Source organism: Aureibacillus halotolerans (assembly GCF_004363045.1).
GTDB classification, from domain to species: Bacteria; Bacillota; Bacilli; order Bacillales; family DSM-28697; genus Aureibacillus; species Aureibacillus halotolerans.
The window spans coordinates 185,826-207,704 of the sequence record NZ_SNYJ01000004.1; the positions used below are offsets into that span (position 1 = coordinate 185,826).

A 21,879-nucleotide genomic window follows, 5' to 3' on the forward strand; every position below is an offset into this window, starting at 1 on the left:
ATGTTTACCGAAAGCGAGAGAGCTCATACCCTTTCCGCCTATGTGGCGTTTGCAAAAGAGATTGATGCTGTTCTGGGAATCGCTCTTGTAGGATCTGGAGCAAGAGGATTTCGAGACAGCTATTCAGATATAGACCTTTTGACAGTCGTGAAAGAGCCCGACGATGTGTCTAAAGTTCAGCCCATAGTAAATCGCTATTTCAAACAAACCCAGCACATACAATTTCAAAAAACGTACACCCACGAAGAGGACATTTGGGTCACCTGTTATTTATTCGGAAACCATCTTGGTGTGGACCTCGGGTTATGGTCCTTAAAAAAACTTCGTGCAACCAAGCCACATTGGCGCATCCTCTTTGATCGAGACGATATCCTGTCAGCTCGCTTGACTGCTACAGCACCTCAGAAACTCTCTCCATCAATGACAACGTTTATCGATGAGGCACTCAGTATGTGTTGGCAGTTTTTCCGTAATGCGGCGGTATCAATTCAACGAAAAGATGTGATCAAAGCTCGTCACGACATGGACGTGCTACGCCAGCATGTGATTGACATCATCTGTTTGTCCCATGGCATTCAACACGACAACAATAAGGTCATAAATACCATTAACGATCCGCTCGTAAAGGCTTTGAAGAACACTTATGAAACGTCCTTTGATAAAAAAGGCTTGTCCCATGCTTTGCGTTCATTAGAGACGGTCTACTTTGCATGCATCTCAAGCGCCGATTCCGTTCCACAAAATACCGTCCAACAAACGCAACAAGCAATCAAAGCCCTTTTAGCAGATGTTCTGACGGAATGATAGGCACGCTTGAATAAGCTCCTGAAGCAGGGCCTATGAAAAAGGTGAGAAAATCTACTTTAGGAGATGTTTTGTTGATCTTTCTTATTATGAATCAAACGAATTAAAGGTGCAGTTCAGTAATGGATTCGAAACGACTTCACATAAAAGCCCCCAGTAGAACAGCATCACTTTCTCGACGCTGTTTACAACAGGGGCTTTCTGTCATATACCTTTAGTATTTAGCTGATTGTGCACCATCAATTGGAATAATTGCGCCGTTGATAAACGGTGATTCCCCAGAGAGCAGGTAGGCTACGAGGTGTCCGACCTCTTCTGGTTTTCCAAGTCGTTTGGCAGGATTGTCCTGTACGAAATCCTTTGCTGCGGCTTCCCAGTTGTCCGGGTCAATTTGCTTGAATGAACCGATGACCATTTCTGTGAGAATGGCACCTGGGGCAATGGCGTTGACACTGATTCCATGCTCCGCATATTCAATCGCAGCATCCTTCGTCATCCCTGCGACGGCGTGTTTGCTGGCGCCATAGGCAATTTGGTTCATGACGGCACGAATGCCACCAACAGAGGACGTATTGACGATATAGCCGCCTCCCTGCTTTTTCATCACAGGCAACACATGCTTCAAGCCGTAGAAAACCCCTTTCAGGTTAATAGCAATGACTTTATCAAACATGGCACTGTCATAGTCTTCTGTAAGGGCCTGCTTGCCTTCAATGCCTGCGTTGTTGTAAAAGCCGTCAATACGCCCAAAGTGGCTCATCGAGTCATCCACATATTTCTTCACTTGGTCCTCATCAGCGACGTCACCTTCTAATAAAAGAATGTCTGTCTCCACCTGTTCCAGAACAAGCTTTTTCGTTTCCTCAAGAGCCTCCATGTTGATGTCCACCAATGAAAGCTTTGCGCCTTCCTCTGCAACTACAATCGCTACAGCACGACCAAGACCAGAACCGCCTCCTGTAATGACGACGACTTTGTCTTCTAAACGTCCCTTCATGTTGTAAAGCCTCCTCGGATGATGTTGAACTATACGTAGTATGGTCAGCGAGGCGAAAATAATTCTTGATTTAAATGCAAGAAAGAAAATCACAAACAAATTACCACTGGAAAATAACTATTTACATTCCCTATTGCATAAAGTACTATTAATTTTGAATTAGAAAATGTTCTGAATATTACTTCAGAACAAAACTACAAAACTATCATGAAATACATAAATATATACACGTCTTTAGAGAAGGAGGACAGCTAATAGAAAATTATATAAGAATAGGTAAGAGGATATTAAAATTAGGAGGATGGGAATATTGATTAAAACAAATTATTTAAAGATTGTTGCTGTTCTAACGATCTCAGCTTCTTTTGCGTTACCACAGTCTACAGCATTTGCCGCTGGTACCGGGGACGATCCAAGACCTATAGAAGACGTGCCGACCCCTGAGCAAATTGAAGCAAGTAAGGAACAATCAAAGTTCTTGAATGGTGTTATTGATGATTTACCGTCGGAAGATACTGAGGGAATTCTTAAAGCTATGGATTTAGGCGAGAAGGAAATACTATCTGTAAGAGGGTTTGAGCAAGAAACAAGTTACTGGTGTGGACCTGCTACAGTAAAGCAAGTTTTACATTACCTTAATGGTTCTTCCGACTCACAGTCAGATTACGCAGATGAACTTGGAACAACAAGAGACGGTACAGTTTTTAGTATAGTCGATAACATTCTTAATGATAACCAAAATGAAAGAACCTATAGGTATTACGAGTATGAAGAAGATGATTATTTAGCTTGGCAGATCTTTATGATCAAGTCTGTTGATAGAGGTATCCCAGCTGTTCTTGATTTGAAAATATCACCTAGAACACTGCCTAATTACGAATCTACTGTAGCAGGTCATATATTAAATACCTCTGGTTATGATGCACAAGGTGATTTAAGAGATGATCCACGAATTCGCTTAACTGATCCATTTGATCAAGGTAATAGAGGAAGAACAATAGGAAATAGATGGTATGACATGGATAGTATCTTTGAAGCTAACCAAGACCATTTCAGAGGTGCGGTAATTTATTAAAGATAAAAAAGGGGATGTGTCTTATCATCCCCCTTTTATTCGTTTCAAAGGAGATCGTGATGAGAAATATTATAAAAGTAATTTGCTTTAGTACATTATTTATCATTATTTTGTCAGTTGCATTTGTCTATTCAACTAACACAAACAACTCACATACGAATGGATCATCGACGATTAATCAGAATGATGTTCCTGCTGATTCAATTGACCATTCACATAGTTCTCTCGCAAATCAACCTAAGAATGCAATCACGCAACCTACAAAAAAAATGCATATTCCACTAGACACTTTTAAAATTGAACATCCATTATTGGAACATTCTTTTGGTGTACCGGAATTTGTAAACGATGAGGTAATAGTTTTTTCAATCGACTCGAGTGAAGATGCAATGGGTAACATTGTGGCTATATCACGAGATACAAAAGAAATGAATAAAGTCTATTATTCCGAGCATAATACGTATCTTGAACAACTCGTCGGCATTAAGAATTCGTTATATTGGATAGAAAGGCCTCGAACAAGTAACGGAACAAACTCTTGGATGATTAAATCGATGAATTTATCCGATCATTCTGTACAAATATTTCGAAAAGGAATTTCAGAAGACGGTATCTCCCCTCCTGTTTTAAGAGTAAATCAAAGTAAGCTTACCTGGATTGAAAATACTATTGAAAATCACATAGTAACTAGTACTGCCTTTATGTTCGACCCATCTTCGGTTGAGCAAACAGAGATTGCGTCAGTGCAGTTGAAAGAGAAAGATAAAAATAATAGAGAGGGTACCTTCTTTAATATTCAGCGACCCGTAAACAACGGTATGCTAATCGATCAATCCGTATTCAAAAAAAATAACGAGGGGCACACCAAATCCTTTAACCTCGTTTTCTACCCTTATGATAAGTCCTCTCCTATAACCATTAAAGAAAATGTGATAGATCTTATTGACTTTACCGCAAACGAGGATTGGGTCGTCTTATGCAAAATGGGAAAGATAATAGTCATAGATCGCTCTACTGGTGAAGTCATCTATGAAATTCCTGGAGACGATCCACTAATGACCCTGGATACACCTTACATCATGAATAATACGCTTTATTATCGGTTTGCAATGGAAAAAATCATGGCATTAGATTTATCCACGGGCCAGGTTCAAGAGGTTACAAAATCTCGAAGTACAACCTCAAAAATACTCAACTCCGACGGGTATTTAATGTTTTCTTATATGGAAGCTGTTAACCCTGAAGAAAATTCTTTAGCGGAGTTCAATATTATTAAAAATCCTCAAAAATAAGTAGCAACTCCATAATCTTTATAAAAAATGATTAGAACTCACCTAAAAACGCACAAACCACTTCCTATGAGGAGAAAGCTTGTGCGTTTCCTACACAAAATCATCTACTTAGCGCTTTAAGATAATCATTTCGACCACTGCACTCTTCACCCACTGAATACTTCCTATTCTCACGTTAAAGTTTGAGTCCTCAAGACTAGAAACGCATATTCGGGCGCGTCTGAAAACTCAACTCTGAGTCAATTTGAAAATGGAAGCTACGTATACAAATGCTAGGAATAACGTTGCCACTTAGCTGAGTGCTTTTTCAATAAAATAAAACTAACAGAAAACGTCCAGTTCTAAAATAGCAAACTGAACGGTGGAATGACTATTACGGAACAAATAAAAAATACAAGCACGGCGATGCTCCTGTGTTGCGGTGAACAACATCTGTGTAATCCATCCATCTCATTTGATTAATTCTCGTTTCAAGCAGCTGGGACACATCATGCTCAATGTCATTCACAAACTGAAGAAAAGCTGGCAGCGTCATTTGGAATTGACTAGCCAATTGTTGGTGAGGCATGTTCGCTTCTAAATCATTGATAAACTCGTCAGACGTAGCGTTCATTTCAGCAACCCGATTCTCAAGTTCAATTGCCGCCATATAAGGCAATCTTTTCTCGTCAGGCAAGGCTGCAACAATCTGATCTGTATACATTCGTAGAAGAAAGTCGTTCATCCGGTTTCCTCCAATAACTCAATCTGTACTACATTAATATAAATCGTAATGATTACGAATTATAAAACAGACATGTGTTTTCGTCAAGAAAAAGCCGTCAAACCTTTTTTAAATAAGCAGAACACTAACTGAGATATTTTGACAAATTAACCATTCTTCTATAGTCTGGACGTGGAGGTGAAGCAAATGAAGTCAACCGTATCATCATGGCTACGTATCGCTCCATTCACGCTTTTGCTTTTTGGCTGCCAGGCGCAAGAGACGTCCAAACCAGATGCTGAAGAGGCGCTCGCTTTGCTTGAAGTGGAATTTGATATCGATTTTACGATAGAGGAACTTCCTGGAGAGGTGCCGCACAGGGAGAGTCAACCTTTTACCAACCTTACTGAGTTAGAGGAAGATTTGAACGCAATGAAACAGTTGCGAAATCAACAGCCTGTTCAGATTTGGGAAACAGAAACAACGAAAATCTCCGAAATCCCTTCAATTCATTCACTTGAGCAAGAATACAGCTACGAGCCGTTAGAAAAGCCTGTCGATATTAATCTACATTGGTCGATTCAATATTCGTCCGTGCCCACTGAAGCATCATCAATACCTGAAGTTTCCTTAGACGATGCCATTCTCTTCTCTACAGGTATACCGATAAAATGGAATGAAGAATCGCTCCTGCATTCTAGAAATACGGATAAAGGAGATATGATACTCACCTCCACCGGACATTGGACCATAAGTGGTGTGCTGGATGCACTCGGTCCTAATGTGAAAGTGACGGCGACAGGTGATGACGAACAGATGGCTACTTTCACCCTACTCCCGCTAAAACAGGCGTCAAAGTAGCGCCATCATTTTTAATTTCGCTTTAAAAAATTAATCAAATTATTCTTCCACTATCAATAGGTACAGAAAGCAAAGGAACAGGGGGTCACAAATGCATCACTTGCTATTTATAAATGAAGGCTACGTCTCCTCATCTGTCTTTGAAAATCCTCCGATAAACATGCTGGCGATAGATGAGAATTTTTCGGTTGGCCCGCTCGATCGGCTTGATACGCAAGAAGGTGTTGTGAATAGGTACGATTGGTTCCGGCACCACTTCAGCTCCTTGGACATGTCCTTTGATCCAAATTCACTTATCCGTGGACTCCTAGCACTTCAGACTCTTCCAGACGGTGAGCCAATCACCATCTGGACTTCGGAAAATGCTAGAGAACAAATCGGTCTACGCTGGGCCGTGCATATAGTACAAAAACAGAATCACCCTATTCGCGTGATTAATTTCACCAGAGCTTACGCCTCGAAACACAATCAACCAGACACTCAATGTATTTATATGACCGGCGGAATTCCTCCTAAGGAACTTCGAGTTCTTTTTGACGATCACTCGACGAGTCCTTTTCTGACGAAAGGTGAGGTGAATCAGCTTTTAAATGAATGGCACAACCTGCAAAAAGAAGGCGCTTATGTGCACATGGTGAGTAAAGGACAACCATTACCAGCTTCATTCGATGATTTTAATACGATGATAATGCTAAACATGCAAAGCCTTCAGCAGAGCCCTTATTCCAACGCTGTTTCCGCTCATTCCCTGCTCGTTCATACCATCATGGACTTAGATTACATTTACTTCGATGACTATTTTCCCTACATGCAACTTCGGCTCCATGAGTTAATTCAAGAAGGAAAACTGCACGCTGAAGGACCTCTCCAGCGTTTACATGCTTGCATCGTAAAATTGCCTTAAGAAAAGCTTTGGACGAAAAACGCACAAGCTCATTTCCTTGATGGAAGGGCTTATGCGTTTTCAATTTTAAATTAGTAAGATTCGATTTCTTGACCTGGCTCATATTCAAAAAGCCAGTCACCCAAAATAAGCTGTGCCACGTAAGAGAGAGTCCGCACGATGATGACGCCTTCATCAAAGACGTCAGCCTTGTCAAAGTCGGCCCAACCGCTCTCTTCTTTCATCATACCGAGGTATTGGTCGACGCTCGCCTGGGACATACACAGAAATGTCTACTTACCGCTATTAGATAACCATTTCGAGCCCTTCACTCTCCGCCCATTACATCCCCTCTTCTCCCATTACTATTTGAGTCCTCAAGACTAGCAACGTATACTAGTAAAAAACCATTTGGTGGGGGTCGAGCTATCTTGGCACTAGATGTAGAACAAATCAAACGACGTTTTTTTCAATACAACCTAAGACCGTTTCAGCAAATAGAAAAGACCATTCAACAAATGGGGGCTGTTCAAATTGACCCGGTCAACATCGTTGCGCCCAATCACCACCTTGTGTTGAACAATCGGCTTGCGAATTATTCGGCGAATCAGTTAACCGAAGCCATTCAAAAAGGCAAAATTGTCGAGACATACGCGAAGGAGCGCTGTTTTATTCATGTAGAGGATCTACCGCTCTACTGGCCATACATGATGACACGGAAAGAGAAGCTTGCCCCCAGTTTGGTGGAGTACAAAGAGGCGATGGATGTTGTTCTGGACCACTTCCACCACTGTGACACGGACGTTTGTACAAACGATATTGTTCATGAGCAAACGACAAACGTTGACGTATGGGGGCCGAGGCGTGTAAAAACGCAGCTCCTTGAACTCATGTGGCGGAGCGGAATGATTGTCGTGACCCGACGCGAAGGAAACAAAAAGTGGTACCGGCTGATCGAAGATGCCTTGCCTGAGGAGCTCGTTGCTAACCTACCTAAGAGCTTAGAAGCACCACATGCAGAGGCATTAGGTAGAAAACATGTGGAAAGTCTTGGTCTTTGCCGTGCAAACTATGAATTCATTGGCTTTCAACGGAGAAAACAATTGGAGAAAAGGCGCATTAAAGACAGCTTGATCACGGAAGAACCCTTACAGCTCATCACGATTGGCAAAGAGGATTATTTTATCTCTGAGGATTTTGCTCGTTTTGCAACTCAGTCTGACGATGCTGTTGCTACCACAGAACCTATGCTGTTGTCTCCCTTGGACAACACCATTTGGGATCGAACCTTGCTCAAGCAGCTCTATGATTTTGATTACATTTGGGAGATTTACAAACCTGCGGAAAAACGTAAGCTTGGTCCTTATAGCTTTGTCCTCATTGATAACGGAGATATTCTTGGACAGGCTGATATCAAACACGAGAAGCAGAACTGTCGTCTGATCGTAAACGCCTTCGAAAAGACAATTCCGTCTGAAACGGTCTTTCTCGAGAAACTGCACATGGCAATGGAACGCTTGAAACAATACACAAAAGCGGAGACCGTTGTTTTTCCCTAAGTGTAAGGAGGAGAAAGATGAGCTGGAAACGAGAACTGGTTGAAACAAATCGAGGCACGTTCGAGGTGTTTGTGAAAGGCGCTGGCCAACCGGTTTGTGTGACTCATCATTATTCTGAGTTTAATGAAACAGGTGATTTTTTCGCTGAGGGGTTTATAGATACACACAAGGTATACTTGGTGAACTTGAGAGAGGCCGGCGCTTCTGCTTCTGCAGAGCATGCCTATCAATTCAGCATGATTGAAGCGGTTTATGATCTTGAAAGCATTCGTGAGGCGATAGGGTATTCCGCATGGACTTTCGCCGGTCATTCAACCGGCGGAATGATTGGCATCCTCTATGGTATTCATTTTTCCGAATCACTTGATGCCCTTCTCATTGTTGGTGCAGCAGCCCGCGCGTATATGGATGCGCCGGAGTGCATTTACCATCAAGACCATGCGAAGTTTTCTATCATGCAGCACTACTTGGAGAAATTGAAGTGTCCTGAGCTTCCGCAGGAGGAGAGGAAGACTATAACGAGGGAGCGAACAAAGCTTTCTCTCTATCATCCGGAACAGTATGATACCTGTTTTTCTCCCCTCATCACGAAATCTATATGTGCCGCCCGCCTAGATTTTTTCGCACGTGAAATGATGACGTTTGATGTGACGAGACAGCTTTACCGAGTGATGACAAAAACGATCATTTTCTGTGGCGTTCATGACGTTCAATGCCCGATAGCTTTTTCAGAAGAAATGCATGACTTCGTTGCAAATTCTCAGTTCTACCGTTTTGAGCATAGCAATCACTATCCATTTCTCGAAGAAAAGAACCGGTTCCACGACCTCATTAAGCAAGTTTAACCCTTTGTCTCACTACTCCGTCATCGGTCTGTTTCGCAGTCGTGGTACAATGCACTTAATTCATGAAACAAGGGGAACGTAGGTATGCTAAAAACGAACGTGGTCAAAGAGCAAATTATTGATATGATTCAATCAGATTCATATACTTCTGGGCAGCGTCTTCCGTCTGAGCCCCAGATGGCCGAGAGCTTCTCTGTTAGCCGTGAAACGCTCCTCGAGGCCTTTAAAACAGCTTGTAGCGGACGGTCGCTTGTATGTAAAACGCGGAGTTGGTACGTTTGTGACGGAGCCCCTTCCTGTCATTCCAAGTCGCTTGGACCAGCTATCTTGTATTGGTGAAATGATTCTGGCGGCAGGATTAGAGGAAGGGGAAACGTAGCACGAGATTGCCCATCAGCTATGCAATTCGTCGGTCGCCAAAGCCCTGCAGCTTCAAGAAGAGGACCCTGTTGTCGTTCTTCACCGCCGCTTACGCACCGGAAGCAGGGAACCTGTCGTGTTTTCTGTCAACTATTTCCCTCTAGAGCTCATCAAGGACCCCCATTTGTTTGACGCATTTACTGGCTCCTTACTTGGCTTTATTGAACGCCAGCTCCAAACATCGATTGTGTTTGCCGATACAGAAATTACCGTACCCAATGCCCAGGATCCATTTCTTTCTCGACTCGGTGCGTCACCATCACGGCCCATCATGCTTTTGCAACAAGTGCATTACAATGCCTTTAACACACCCCTCTTTTTTTTCGCTCGACTATGTGAGCAATGACATATTTACATTTCATTTGCGAAGGTCTCGTGGCTGAGGCCTTCTTATGGATAGGGATGAAATTTATCTTTTATCCAATGAATTAAACCCTCTCCACCTCTCTCATATCTATTGCTTGAACGAAGTAAATAGTCGTAACACGGCATCTGTTAACTGTCAAAAAAGACTCCTCTTTTAGGGTTTTATGGTAAAATAAAGGGTATCATTATTTAAACAGGGATGGGGTTTAATTGGCACAAAAACAAGGAAATCAAGGTTCTCAAAATTCAAAACCCGCACAGATGATGCCTGTAAGTACATCAATCAGATTGTCGAAGTGGTTAGGTGAAAAGTTTAGGCTGATAGGTAAGGTTGATTCAGCTAAAACACGGAAAGTTCGCAGAGGACAAGTTTATTGGTGTCAATTCGGAGAAAATGTAGGCAGCGAACAATGCCAAAACAGACCTGCGGTTGTATTACAAAACAACCCAGCAAATAGAACTTCTCCAAATACGATAGTTGCTCCAATCACTAATTCTGCCGATACCAATTCATCTGTTTTTCCATTAAATCGTCCAGAAGATTCTCATGTTGAAGGGCATGTGCTGCTTGGTAATATTGTTACAATTAGTAAAGCACGTCTAGGCGATTATTTATCCGAATTGGATCAGAAAACGGAAATGCCCGGCGTTGATAAAGCGCTTTTTCATTCTCTTGGAGTAGCGGAAATAGTTAATAAGCAAGCTACTAAACTTAATAAAACTGAAAAACACTTGGAGAAAGTAAAAGAAGAAAGGAATAAAGCAGTAGATGATCTGAAGGATATTTGTGTAGCATTAGGTTTAGCGGAAACTTCAGACAAGCAAACAATAATTGAAATGATCGAAACTATTAAAAACCATTATTAGAATCTCGTAATCTCTTATTGACAACACAGCCTCAAATTGGTATAGTTTTCATATACAACTACATCTTGAGCGACGTACTCAAGATAAGCCATGGTTCATTTTTATGAATTATTGGCACTACTAGACGTTCAACGACGGGAGCCTCGATGCAGGCTCCTTTTACTTTTATTAGAAAAAAATTCTTCATCTTTGTGACTGGTCACGCATAAAAATAAAGTGATCAGGCGAGAATGCTTGATACAACGGCACTTTGGTCGATGCCCAAAGTATTATAATGATCAACGACGGGAGCCTCGAAGTAGGCTCCTATTATTTTATTGGTAACCTTGCCGTTGGGGGTGCCTTTTTTGTGATTGTTTGATGATATACAAGACAGTATTGTTATAAAAGAAATTAATAGCCGGATCCCACCAACTTTGCAATGCGTCAGTTGCTGATGCCATAGAGCTTCAGGAAAAGGACTCTGTTGTCGTTCTTCACCGCTTACGCACTGGAAACAGGGAACCTGTCGTGTTTTCTGTCAACTATTTTCCTCTAGAGCTCATCAAGGACCCCCATTTGTTTGACGCATTTACTGGCTCCTTACTTGGCTTTATTGAACGTCATCTCCAAACATCGATTGTATTTGCCGATACAGAAATTACCGTACCAAATGCCCAGGACCCATTTCTTTCTCGACTCTTTGCGTCACCATCACTGCCCATCATGCTTTTGCAACAAGTGCATGACAACGCCTTCAACACACCGCTCTTTTATTCGCTCGACTACGTGCGCAATGACATTTTCACGTTCCATTTGCGAAGGTCTCGCGGTTGAGGCCTCCTTAGTGTGGAAGATGCCTTTTGAATCATTTGATGAAAGGTATGAAGTGTTTGTATGTACGTTTCTCATTTAGTATTAAAAGAATTGGAGCATCAATTTATGGTGAAAGAGTGCCTTTGGCTTTGCCGAAGTCTTTTAAATAGCACTGAATAATTCAATTGATACTAACAGCTACGTAGTCATCGTACGACTTCACTTCAAAAAAATACTTCTTTTCTGTTTCTAACGCGTTTAATTCAATTGTCGAATTCCTTGGAATAAGTGTTTCTTCAACGACCAAATTGCCACTGGTATCCTTTACTCTGATCCAAATATCCCCCGCATTTATATAACCACCACTAGTAAGCTTCATGTCCCAAAAAAAGCCGTTCATTATCAAGTGGTCCTCTCCACGGAAAAATAAAGGTCTCCACTCATCTACAGCATATTCTCCATTAGAAATTCCGGTTTCATGAGGAAAGAAAACATCTTTAACTACACCTACATTCATTACAACCATGTACCCAGTGTATAGGAGCGTAAAAACTAACAAGGGAATTAATATTTTCAACGCCAATTTTCTTTTAGAACTAACGCGAATTTCACTAATGAATTCTTTAACCATCGGCTTTTCCTCCTTCAGTAAAATATCAAGAGAGATTTCAAGGACATCACTAATCGCAATCACCGTTTCTAAATCCGGGTAATTCCTTCCCGTTTCCCAATTTGACACTGTCGTTCTGGAGACATTTAAAGCATCCGCTAACTCCTGTTGCGTCATTTCCCTTTCTTTTCTTTTTGACTTAATATTAGTCGCAACTGTATTCATAAGGTCCCTCCTTGATCTATGACTAATTATGGAGATAAAAGGAATGAAAGTTAAGCCAGCATCTCTGACAACCGCCATTTAGAAGGGAAAAAGATTGCCATTTCTTTTTCGCATTAAGTTGATTTTACGCTGGCGGTGATTATGCGAACTCAAAAAAACCAGCGTTCTCCTATTCAATAAGGAGGCACTGGTTTTTGGTCGTTCTAAAGATAAATGACGCTCAGTCGTCATTCCCCCTCATTTCCCGGGCAATATTGAGCACATACGTCACACTTCGACGAATCAAAGCGCCGAAAACAAGAGTTTTTCCACTATAGCATCTGCAAACAAGCCGTGCATGGCTCTTGTAGGATGATTGATATGATTTGCTAGCAACGGTACGACATCCACACCGCAGTTATGAAGCTGCTTCCATTTCGCGTAGACGTCAATCACTTCAACACCTTCACGCGCACAAATGTCCCTTGCTCGTTGCATATACGCATCCATCACTCCATTCGTCTGATACAACGCGCATGTTTTGGCGATTTCCAGCAAAAAAGGCTCCGAAATGGTCGAAGGAACATACGTATTGGTCATATTCGGCGTCATAAATATCGGAATGGATTCTGCTTTATGAAGCTTTTTAAATATGTCCTGCAAACTGTCTGTATATGCTGCGAGACCTTTTTCCCCTTGTGTTACATCATTCAACCCAAAGCAAACAACTGTGACAGTTGGGGCAAAGGACAAAACATCACGGTCCAAGCGACGGAGACCACCAGGTGCATTATCGCCACTGACCCCCGCATTGATGATATGGATCGGAACGGTTGGAAATACCGCCTGCAGCTTGCGCCTCACTACTTGGTGATAGACGTGCTCTGCATCCACTACAAGTGTCGGTTCATTTGGCTTAAGAACGTCCACTTCAAACACGCCGTGTGTGACGCTGTCCCCTAAAAAAGCTAGTGTACTAGGAGGTGATGATCTCATATCTTTTTGTTTTTTTGTCAGTGTGTTGAGAATCATGAATGGCCCGCCTCCTTTGTCATGGGTGACATAACACGTATCCATGTACCTCTAACGTTGTTATTCACGAAACTTCGCTACTTCTGTCTCATACAGCGGAAACAGCTCGTTCCATCTGTCTTTCCTCGAATCGAGTTTTGTCCCATTTAACAACGCTTCAATGACCTCTAAGCAGACATGCCAGCCTGCGAGGTCCCTTGGCGTGTGATCAGTAAACGCGTGAATCGTTTCAGTAAAAACAAGCCTTGTTTCGGACCCATCTTCTTCAAGATCAAAACGTACCGCGTCATGATCCCAGGTAAAAGCCAAAATCGTTAACGGCTCATACGCGAGAATTGTAAAGTCTTCCGTAGAGCCATCACCCATATCGAATTGGATTGTACCGCCTTTGCGCAAGTCAGTTACTGAAAGCTCTGGAAACCACTGCGAAAGTTTTTCGTTTTCTGTCAGCATGGCCCAAACCTCTTCAACAGCGTGTGGAATTTGACGTTCGTAGCGTGCCTCATATGTAGTACCAATTTGTGAAATGTATGCAATCATGTAAGTACCCCTTTTTTATTATTTTGGCTTCAGAGGATGAAAAATGAGTGAAAAGTTTGCGTTATATGCGTTACTATTTAAGGTGAGTAGTCTTCGTCATCATTTTAAGGAGGTCGAACCATGACCATGTCACGACTTGCCAAATTTCCGCTGATTACGGCCCATACGGGGTGCATGGGTTATCCTGAGCATTCGCTTGAATCTGTCCAAGCAGCGATGTCATTAGGCGCTGACGTGTACGAGGACGATATCCGAGCAACGTGCGACGGTGTCGCCGTGCTGGCGCATGACAACGAGGTAAGACTGGCGGACGGACAGAACATCAACATCGCCACTATGTCAACGAGAGAGCTAGACGAGGCGATCTTACAAGCTGATCCTTCCTTGGCTGACTCTCCCCTAGAGCCCTTTCCTCGGGCGGAGGCTCTTATGCGGGTGGTAAAGAATGCCAGAGCAAAAATGAACTTGGACATTAAAACGGATGCATCACTGAAGCCGGTGTTCGACTTAATCGTGAAGCTCGGTATGCAAGAGCATGCTTTTCTCAGCGGCTGCGGCTATGAGACCGCCGCAGAAGCACTACGGCTACAAAATCGCCTCGGCCTTGTCATCCACAAGCTGCTGAACGTGGATGCGTCCTCCTTTAAACGAATGAATTACGACGAGGCTGTTGCCATGGCGTGTGAACATGCGCTCGAGACAAAATGTTTCGGTCTGAATGCCCCTTATCACTTGGTGCAGCCGGTGTTTCTGGAGGAAGCCGCTGCGCACGGCCTTGACGTATACGTCTGGACATTGGAAAAAGCCTCCGACATGCGCAAAATGGCAGAGATGGGTGTCGCCTCGATTACGACGCGCGATCCGGCAACCCTAATCGCAGTTAAGAACGAATGGGAGACAGCGAGGGACAGTTGAATTTAACAATGCATCAAGGCAACGATGGCAAACACTGGCCCATAAGGACTTCTCTCCCTTGAGGTTTTAACTCCACCTTATGACTTTTTCAAGATCGCATGGTACACAAATTTCGGAAGAATGGCTTGTCTACGCCAGCGGGATGGTTGCCCCTTCGCTACTTTTGCCGTCAACAAACGATGCAGCCACTCCAACTGGAGCGTTTTCCAAAAACCTGGTGTAGGCTTTACCTTCCCAGAGAGTACATCGAGGCTGCCACCCACACCAAAGCCGAGCTTGACACCACTCAATGCTTGCTTATGTTGATGCATCCATTTGTCTGAGCGTGGTGCTCCCATGGCCACAATCAGTACGTCAGGTTTTGTTTGCTGGATGTCTTGAAGAATCATGGCTTCATCGCCTTCCGCAAAAAAACCATGGTGCCTCCCCGAAATAATGACCTGTGGAAAACGCTGGCGAATGTTCTCCACAGCGAGACAGTTCGTTTCCTCATCAGTGCCCAAAAAATAAAATCCCCAACGCTTTTCATCTCCCTTCGCCAAGAGCTCGAGCAGAAGTTCGTAGCCTGTCACTCTCTCTGGGACAGGCGTGCCACTTCTTTTTGACGCCATCACAATCCCAACACCATCAGGAGTAATCACATCCGCTTCACGCAAAATCATTTGCAAATGAGCATCGGATTGGCTGCGCATCGCAATTTCAGGATTCACCGTCATCAAGTGCAGCATACGTGAGGCTTTCTCAACATGAGACGTCAGTTGATCTGTTGTTTCAGCAAGTGTCCATGTAGAGAATGGAATCCCCATAATCTTCACAGTATGAGCCATTTTAAGCCACCTCTTTCTAAAATACATCGTCATTTTCACAACGAAACCCGTTTTATGCGAATTGACGTCGCTGGCTTTCTCTCAAAAAAAGCTCTCGATGAGTCATTCCTTTGAAAGCAACACCTGCAATTGACGCTTTTCCCTTTCCTCAAACGTAAAATACTCGCCGTCCACCTCAAGATACGCCGTATCGGTAAAAAACCAGAGACGAAAGGTAAGCGACGTCCCGTTTTGGTATTCAATACGACCTTCATCATCGGCTCTACGTATATCAAATGAGGCACCGGTGGATTCTGGTTTCGCCCTGTTCAAAAGTTGAAGAAATTCAACAATTGTTACATAGTCTTTAAACTCTTGCGTAACGATTCCGTTATCTTCTGTGATCAAAATGGACGCGACACCATTTGTTTCTATATCAGGGTAAGAAGTCGTCTCATAGATGACCCACAAGCCGATGAGTAGGAGGGTTATAACGCTGACAACAATGGCGATGACTTTTCTTAAGGAGATGCGACCCCCCTCCTTTATATCCAAAAATTCTGTCTTATACATGTCCTCCACTTCTTCAAAACAGCACCAGAATCATGCACTGTTGACTGGCGTTAACGTTGAGCGGAAGTTAGGCGAAACACCTTAGCTAAATTACAAACAAGCCGCCCTCAAGGTCATCATTATGACGTTTGAGGACAGCCCTTGTTTGCGAAAATTAATTATACGTTTACGGTTTCAGAATATTCCAGACCCCACTGCTTTCTCAGGGCGTCTAGAGTTCCCATGATCGCAATCGTCTCTTCTTGAGGAATGATGACGCTCTCTTTTTTGCCTTCACGCAAGTATTTCATCGCTGCTTCGGCTTCATAAATATAGCCGTTGAGGCTTCGGTTGTCCTTGCATTCCACCGTCACACCGTTTGGTCCGTTGAGGGTCGCCCCAGGGCCAAAGAGGAAATTAGGCAAGTGGATATGCCCTTTCGTTCCATAAATAAATGCATCATTGGACAAATTGAGGCGAACCGCAGATTTCAACACCGCTGTTCGGCCACCTTCGTATTCAAAAATCGCAGAGAAATGCTCGTCCACGCCGGTTTCACCAATATGAGCGCTGCTGAGAATACGGTCTGGTTGCTGACCAAACACCATTGAGGCGAAAGAGACAGGATAAATACCGGCATCCAATAATGCACCGCCACCTAATGATTTATCAAGCAAACGACTGCCTGGATTCCATCCTGCGTTAAATCCAAAGTTTGCCGTTAGTGATTGAACCTCACCAATACGCCCTTCTTCTATCCATTGGCGTGCCTGAACAACAGCTGGCAAATAACGCGTCCACATGGCCTCCATAAGGAAAATGTTTTTTTCCTTCGCCAGCTGAATGATTTCTTCAGCTTCCTGCTGGTCCATCACAAACGGCTTTTCACAAAGCACTGCTTTTCCAGCCTCAATACAGAGACGGATGCACTCTTTATGCATTGGATGAAGTGTGCCAATGTACACAATCTCCATGTCTGGATCTTGAACGAACTCCTCATAACTGCCATAAGAGCGCGTGACATTGAACTCCTCTGCAAAACGCTCTGACCGCTCCAACGATCTAGAGCCGACTGCGACAAGCTCAGCCTCCGGTGATTGAACAAGGTCTGATGCAAATTTACGGGAGATGCCGCCTGGGCCCATAATGCCCCATTTGATTTTCTTTTCTGCCATTGTATATGTCCCCTTTCGGTTGATTCAGTTTTCATGGTAACGTTCTCACAATACACATTCGTCTTCTTCCCTAAAAAACCTTTAAATCTGACAAAATTCTTGATTGAAAACTTTGGAAGTGTGAGTCGTCGCTTACATGGTTAATTATGTCTTAGTATTCGGTAGGAAAGCGACTCTTCAGCCTGTTGTACTACTTTGGAAAATATCAAAATATTTACCATTATCCATTGAAATTATGATACGCTTTTCGTAAACAAATTAAGGAAGAAGTTTTTACGACACGCTAATGAGGAGGATCCGATGAAAAAGTGGGTTGGAATTGTAGCTTTTGGCGCATGTGTTGTTGGTATTACATTAGGAATTTCAAAACTTTCGGTCGATGCAGCAGACATTGAAAAACAAAGCTCATTACAGGCTGTTTTTGAACAACAGATCGATGTAAAAAGCCTATATGAAGTGGAAAACGACATCAACCTCCCACTTCATCTCCACAAAAACAATGAGGCTACAGTAGACATTGTAAAGCAGACGTATTTTAGGGCGGAAGAGTCTTCAAACGGCCTTTTTGCTAGAACGAGTTACATAACAGCTTCAGGTGAGCCTATTACAGTCGCAGAAACCCAAGATGGAGCAACTTTAGACATTGCGAAGACTTGGTACGATTCTGAAGTACTGACTGAAGGTACAATATTAGGTTACCCGGCCATTTTTGAGGATGGGATCAGAAAAACCGTCCATTTTGTAGCCAACGGCAAGTTCTTTACGGTCTCGGCCATCGTTGATGATCTTAATACACTTATCGCAATCGCAGAACAGTTTAAGGTAAAACCAAATCCCCAACAGCAATAATTTCATCCACACTCCTCCGCTATGGTTGAGTGTTTTTCTTTATGAAAACAGGATTCATCCATTATAATAAACCGTATGGTTAACTATTTAAATTCAAATCTCAATTCTGTATGCGTTGGATGATTCAACGCCAGGACCATTGTCCAGTTATTAACTGAGAAAGAAAGGGGCGTAAATGGGCTGGCTTCTCCTTTTTGAGATGTCGCAGCAGGCCATTTCGAAGCATATCAAGGTGCTTGAAAGGGAACTTACAACTAAATAGCAGAAAGGAGAATAATTGTGGAATCCATCACTACACTTACGATGGTACGCCAGTTTAATACATCGGTAGAGGAGGTTTTTGACGCCTGGTTAGCGCCTGGAACAATGAGAAAATGGTTGTTTACGAGCGAAGCAACGAACAAGCTTGTGGAGAATGTGGCGCATGTCGGTGGCCATTGGGAAATCATTGACCATCGAGAGGAAAAAGACTATCGAGCGATTGGCGAATACAAAGACATTGATCGTCCGCACCGACTCGAATTCACCTTTAAAATGCCTCAATTCAGTGACAGTGAGGACACTATTGTCGTGGAACTAAACCCGATAGAAGATGGCTGTGAAATGACGTTCACGCAACACATCCATGTGCCACACGAAGACAATTGGGCGGAAGCAGACATTCTAAAAGCCATCGATGAATTCCGTGACGGTAGTGAGCACGGCTGGAACTTGATGTTCATCAGTCTAGGAGAGCAAGTCGAATAATGAAAAAGGGCTGCCTAAAGAGTCCTTTGATGACTTTTAGAACATGCCCTACTTTTATTATGTCACTGGACCTGGATTAAACAAACTCAAATCATTGTGGAGTTTCCATTTTTGCGCCCATGTTTGTTTCTTCCCGCTGGCGACGTCGAGCATTAAGTGAAAAAGCTCCCAACCTACATCTTCAATCGTGGCTTCGCCGGTCGCAATTTGACCAGCGTTTACGTCAATCAGATCATGCCATTGCTCCTTCAAAGCGGTACGTGTGGACACTTTAATGACTGGAGCCATGGACAGACCATATGGCGTTCCCCGACCAGTTGTAAACACGTGCATATTCATGCCTGAAGCGAGCTGGAGCGTGCCACAAACAAAGTCACTTGCAGGGGTTGCGGCAAATATCAACCCTTTTTTAGTGGCTTTTTCGCCTGGAGAAAGGACATCAACAATTGGACTTGTTCCTGATTTGACGATGGATCCAAGTGCTTTTTCAACGACATTGGATAGCCCCCCCTTCTTATTTCCCGGGGAAGGATTGGCACTGCGATCAGCGTCGCCGCTTGCTAAATAATCGTCATACCAGCGCATTTCTTCAACGAGCTTTTTACCAACCTCTTCGTTCACAACACGAGGGGTTAGTAAATGCACCGCATCACGAACCTCCGTCACCTCAGAAAAAAACACCGTCGCGCCTGCACGAACAAGAAGATCCGCAGCAAACCCTACGGCCGGATTCGCTGTCACGCCAGAAAAAGCGTCACTTCCGCCACATTGCATACCTACGACAAGATCAGCTGCTGGACATGTGACACGCTTTCGTTGGTTGAGTCGTAGAAGGCGCTCCTCAGCCATGGCCATGATAGAGCTAACCATTGCATGGAACCCCTCTTGATCCTGCAACGATGTAATGGTTGACCCATCATCGTCCTTAACAAGCTGTTCAGGTCTTAATTTCTCACAGCCTAAGCCAACGACCATGATTTCGCCACCAAAACTCGGGTGGGTGGCCAGGTTTTGAATAGTACGAATCGGAATGGCTGCGCCAGGGGCGTGAATCGCTACCCCACACCCATAGTTGTGATTTAATGCAATCACGTCCTCGACATTCGGGTAGTTCGGCAAAAGTTCCTCCTTGACCCGCTTTACGGCATGCTCAAGGACGCCTGTCACACATTGAACGCTCATGGTGATACCCAGAATATTTTTTGTCCCTACAGACCCATCACTGTTTTTAAAGCCCTCAAAGGTGTAGCCCTCTAAAGGCTTCTGCGAAGACCGATCTCTCGTTGCCAATGGCAGAGTATCTAGCGGCGGCGGTGTCGGAAACGTCAATAAACTTTCCTTAATCCAACTGCCTTTAGGAATCGGCTTGACTGCATGCCCAATCACTTCACCGTATCGTATAATGGCTTCATGCTCCTGGAGATCAACGAGCGCCACTTTATGGCCTTGGGGCACAAATTCCACAAGCTCAAGTCCAGAGGGAAACACCGTGCCTTCAGAAAGCCCTTTTGTGTTCACGATGATCGCCACGTTATCGCTTTCGTGGACTTTAATGTACAATGGCGCTTCTGCTTGATCCATTTTCGTTGTCATTCCAAACACCCTCTCTTCCAGAATCATCGAACTAGGGCCGGTTTTTTGTGATCAAATTGCCATCCAGGGATTATGTACTGCATGGCCTTCGCATCATCACGTGCGCCTAGCTTCATTGTTTCATAGAGACGATTCGCTGCCTCAACTTCTCCCATATCGATCTCAATGCCGAGGCCTGGTGCATCAGGTACCGCTACCTGTCCATTCCTAATCTTGAGTGGTTCTTTAGTGAGTCGCTGTCCATCCTGCCAAATCCAATGGGTGTCTATAGCTGTAATGTCACCAGGGGCTGCTGCGGCAACATGGGTAAACATCGCCAGCGAGATGTCAAAATGATTGTTGGAATGAGAGCCCCATGTCAGTCCCCACTCATGGCAAAGTTGCGCGACACGGACAGCACCTTGCATCGTCCAGAAATGCGGGTCAGCTAATGGTATATCTACGGCCTGAAGCTGAATGGCATGACCAAGCTGACGCCAATCTGTAGCAATCATATTGGTCGCCGTCTTCAGACCCGTTGCTTTCCGAAACTCAGACAGCACTTCACGACCTGAGTACCCTTGCTCAGCACCACAAGGATCCTCAGCATACGCGAGCACATGATGCTGGTGACGGCAAAGTCGAATGGCCTCTTCTAATGACCAGGCGCCATTGGGATCTAGTGTAATACGAGCTTCTGGAAAGCGATTTGCCAGTGCAGTCACTGCCTCCAGCTCTTCCTCGCCAGAAAGCACACCACCCTTAAGCTTAAAATCTTGAAAGCCATATCGTTCAGAAGCCGCTTCTGCAAGCCTTACAATCGACTCCGGAGTCAGGGCAGCTTCATTCCGCAACCGAAACCAATCCTCTTTTTCATGCTCCGCATGTGGATACAGGAGGTCGGTTTTCTTCCGATCGCCGATAAAAAACAGATACCCAAGCATGGTCACTTGATCTCTCTGCTGACCGTCGCCAAGCAGAGCCGCCACAGGGACATTTAGAAATTGCCCTAAAAGATCGAGCAAGGCGGCTTCTAACGCCGTTATGGCATGCACAGTCGTTCGCAAGTCAAACGTTTGCAAACCTCTGCCTTCGGCGTCACGCGATGCAAATGCACGTTTCACCTCACCCAACAGGTTATTGTACTCCCCAACCGGCTTCCCAAGGATGATTTCCTTTGCATCCTCTAACGTTTTGCGGATGGTGTCTCCTCCTGGCACTTCTCCGACCCCAGTTCTGCCATTGTTGTCCGTGAGAATGACAAGATTCCGAGTGAAAAACGGACCATGTGCGCCACTAAGGTTCAACAGCATACTGTCCTGTCCTGCGACCGGAATCACACGCATCGTTTTAATGATCGGCGTATCCGTACGTATCGTCGAAATTACCTGATGGCTCATAGGACATTCT

25 protein-coding genes are annotated in these 21,879 nt (G+C 43.9%); 14 read left to right on the forward strand and 11 right to left on the reverse strand.

The genetic code is table 11. The features are described from left to right. Positions 1–804: a nucleotidyltransferase domain-containing protein gene (locus tag EV213_RS06815; RefSeq protein ID WP_133579759.1), complete on the forward strand. Its 804-nt coding sequence runs from the start codon at positions 1–3 to the stop codon at positions 802–804. A 214-nt stretch (positions 805–1,018) separates the two neighbouring features. On the opposite strand, the gene EV213_RS06820 is transcribed toward EV213_RS06815, so the two are convergent. Then, the gene (locus tag EV213_RS06820) at positions 1,019–1,801 is read right to left on the reverse strand and encodes a glucose 1-dehydrogenase (RefSeq protein ID WP_133579760.1); all 783 of its coding nucleotides are present in this window, start codon (positions 1,799–1,801) and stop codon (positions 1,019–1,021) included. A gap of 310 nt (positions 1,802–2,111) precedes the next feature. On the opposite strand from EV213_RS06820, the gene EV213_RS06825 reads away from it, so the two are divergent. Further along, a complete protein-coding gene (locus EV213_RS06825) occupies positions 2,112–2,876 on the forward strand; it encodes a C39 family peptidase (protein WP_166639194.1) in 765 nt (254 codons plus the stop codon). A 59-nt stretch (positions 2,877–2,935) separates the two neighbouring features. Beyond that, entirely contained in the window at positions 2,936–4,168 is a 1,233-nt protein-coding gene (locus EV213_RS06830) for a hypothetical protein (RefSeq protein WP_133579762.1), read from the forward strand. Positions 4,169–4,541: 373 nt separating this feature from the next. Here the strand turns inward: EV213_RS06830 and EV213_RS06835 are convergent, their stop codons facing one another. Continuing rightward, a complete protein-coding gene (locus EV213_RS06835; RefSeq protein WP_133579763.1) occupies positions 4,542–4,892 on the reverse strand; it encodes a hypothetical protein in 351 nt (116 codons plus the stop codon). Between the two features lie 186 nt (positions 4,893–5,078). Here EV213_RS06835 and EV213_RS06840 point away from each other — a divergent pair, with 186 nt between their 5' ends. Together EV213_RS06840 and EV213_RS06845 are read left to right on the forward strand one after the other, a co-directional pair. Continuing rightward, entirely contained in the window at positions 5,079–5,732 is a 654-nt protein-coding gene (locus tag EV213_RS06840) for a hypothetical protein (protein WP_133579764.1), read from the forward strand. A 91-nt stretch (positions 5,733–5,823) separates the two neighbouring features. After that, complete coding sequence (locus EV213_RS06845) at positions 5,824–6,636, forward strand: DUF1835 domain-containing protein (protein WP_133579765.1); 813 nt, start codon at positions 5,824–5,826, stop codon at positions 6,634–6,636. A gap of 71 nt (positions 6,637–6,707) precedes the next feature. Here EV213_RS06845 and EV213_RS06850 read toward each other — a convergent pair whose 3' ends face one another. Beyond that, entirely contained in the window at positions 6,708–6,896 is a 189-nt protein-coding gene (locus tag EV213_RS06850) for a hypothetical protein (protein ID WP_133579766.1), read from the reverse strand. Positions 6,897–7,046: 150 nt separating this feature from the next. Between EV213_RS06850 and EV213_RS06855 the strand changes: the two genes are divergently transcribed. The 6 genes from EV213_RS06855 (at position 7,047) to EV213_RS06880 (ending at position 11,488) form a co-directional block, all read left to right on the forward strand. Continuing rightward, positions 7,047–8,174, forward strand: a complete 1,128-nt coding sequence (locus EV213_RS06855) for a DNA glycosylase AlkZ-like family protein (RefSeq protein WP_133579767.1) — start codon at positions 7,047–7,049, stop codon at positions 8,172–8,174. Positions 8,175–8,191: 17 nt separating this feature from the next. Further along, the gene (locus EV213_RS06860) at positions 8,192–9,019 is read left to right on the forward strand and encodes an alpha/beta fold hydrolase (RefSeq protein ID WP_133579768.1); all 828 of its coding nucleotides are present in this window, start codon (positions 8,192–8,194) and stop codon (positions 9,017–9,019) included. A gap of 84 nt (positions 9,020–9,103) precedes the next feature. Then, the gene (locus EV213_RS06865; RefSeq protein WP_133579769.1) at positions 9,104–9,358 is read left to right on the forward strand and encodes a GntR family transcriptional regulator; all 255 of its coding nucleotides are present in this window, start codon (positions 9,104–9,106) and stop codon (positions 9,356–9,358) included. A 46-nt stretch (positions 9,359–9,404) separates the two neighbouring features. Next, positions 9,405–9,785: a UTRA domain-containing protein gene (locus EV213_RS06870; protein ID WP_133579770.1), complete on the forward strand. Its 381-nt coding sequence runs from the start codon at positions 9,405–9,407 to the stop codon at positions 9,783–9,785. Positions 9,786–10,015: 230 nt separating this feature from the next. Continuing rightward, positions 10,016–10,672 carry a type II toxin-antitoxin system PemK/MazF family toxin gene (locus EV213_RS06875; RefSeq protein ID WP_133579771.1) on the forward strand — a complete coding sequence of 219 codons (657 nt, stop codon included), beginning with the start codon at positions 10,016–10,018 and terminating at the stop codon, positions 10,670–10,672. Between the two features lie 396 nt (positions 10,673–11,068). Next, positions 11,069–11,488 (forward strand): UTRA domain-containing protein, encoded by a 420-nt coding sequence (locus EV213_RS06880; RefSeq protein ID WP_133579772.1) that lies wholly within the window; start codon positions 11,069–11,071, stop codon positions 11,486–11,488. Positions 11,489–11,648: 160 nt separating this feature from the next. Here EV213_RS06880 and EV213_RS06885 read toward each other — a convergent pair whose 3' ends face one another. From EV213_RS06885 to EV213_RS06895, 3 genes are all read right to left on the reverse strand, one after another. Further along, positions 11,649–12,302, reverse strand: a complete 654-nt coding sequence (locus EV213_RS06885) for a helix-turn-helix domain-containing protein (protein ID WP_133579773.1) — start codon at positions 12,300–12,302, stop codon at positions 11,649–11,651. Positions 12,303–12,584: 282 nt separating this feature from the next. Then, positions 12,585–13,313 carry an SGNH/GDSL hydrolase family protein gene (locus tag EV213_RS06890; RefSeq protein ID WP_166639195.1) on the reverse strand — a complete coding sequence of 243 codons (729 nt, stop codon included), beginning with the start codon at positions 13,311–13,313 and terminating at the stop codon, positions 12,585–12,587. Positions 13,314–13,373: 60 nt separating this feature from the next. Continuing rightward, complete coding sequence (locus EV213_RS06895; protein WP_133579775.1) at positions 13,374–13,853, reverse strand: SRPBCC family protein; 480 nt, start codon at positions 13,851–13,853, stop codon at positions 13,374–13,376. 120 nt (positions 13,854–13,973) lie between these two features. Between EV213_RS06895 and EV213_RS06900 the strand changes: the two genes are divergently transcribed. Further along, positions 13,974–14,768 carry a glycerophosphodiester phosphodiesterase gene (locus EV213_RS06900; RefSeq protein ID WP_243740013.1) on the forward strand — a complete coding sequence of 265 codons (795 nt, stop codon included), beginning with the start codon at positions 13,974–13,976 and terminating at the stop codon, positions 14,766–14,768. A 77-nt stretch (positions 14,769–14,845) separates the two neighbouring features. Here EV213_RS06900 and EV213_RS06905 read toward each other — a convergent pair whose 3' ends face one another. From EV213_RS06905 to EV213_RS06915, 3 genes are all read right to left on the reverse strand, one after another. Beyond that, on the reverse strand, positions 14,846–15,595 hold the full coding sequence (locus tag EV213_RS06905) for a WecB/TagA/CpsF family glycosyltransferase (protein WP_133579776.1): 750 nt from the start codon (positions 15,593–15,595) through the stop codon (positions 14,846–14,848). 102 nt (positions 15,596–15,697) lie between these two features. Further along, positions 15,698–16,147, reverse strand: coding sequence for a YhfM domain-containing protein (locus EV213_RS06910; protein WP_133579777.1), 450 nt, complete (start codon positions 16,145–16,147; stop codon positions 15,698–15,700). Positions 16,148–16,305: 158 nt separating this feature from the next. Further along, complete coding sequence (locus EV213_RS06915) at positions 16,306–17,301, reverse strand: Gfo/Idh/MocA family protein (protein ID WP_133579778.1); 996 nt, start codon at positions 17,299–17,301, stop codon at positions 16,306–16,308. 300 nt (positions 17,302–17,601) lie between these two features. Here EV213_RS06915 and EV213_RS06920 point away from each other — a divergent pair, with 300 nt between their 5' ends. Then, complete coding sequence (locus tag EV213_RS06920) at positions 17,602–18,150, forward strand: hypothetical protein (protein WP_133579779.1); 549 nt, start codon at positions 17,602–17,604, stop codon at positions 18,148–18,150. A gap of 303 nt (positions 18,151–18,453) precedes the next feature. Next, positions 18,454–18,897 carry an SRPBCC family protein gene (locus tag EV213_RS06925; protein WP_208112722.1) on the forward strand — a complete coding sequence of 148 codons (444 nt, stop codon included), beginning with the start codon at positions 18,454–18,456 and terminating at the stop codon, positions 18,895–18,897. A 57-nt stretch (positions 18,898–18,954) separates the two neighbouring features. Here the strand turns inward: EV213_RS06925 and garD are convergent, their stop codons facing one another. Together garD and gudD are read right to left on the reverse strand one after the other, a co-directional pair. Further along, positions 18,955–20,490: a galactarate dehydratase gene (gene garD / locus EV213_RS06930; protein WP_133579781.1), complete on the reverse strand. Its 1,536-nt coding sequence runs from the start codon at positions 20,488–20,490 to the stop codon at positions 18,955–18,957. 23 nt (positions 20,491–20,513) lie between these two features. Then, a complete protein-coding gene (gudD, locus tag EV213_RS06935; protein WP_133579782.1) occupies positions 20,514–21,869 on the reverse strand; it encodes a glucarate dehydratase in 1,356 nt (451 codons plus the stop codon). Positions 21,870–21,879: the final 10 nt, after the last annotated feature.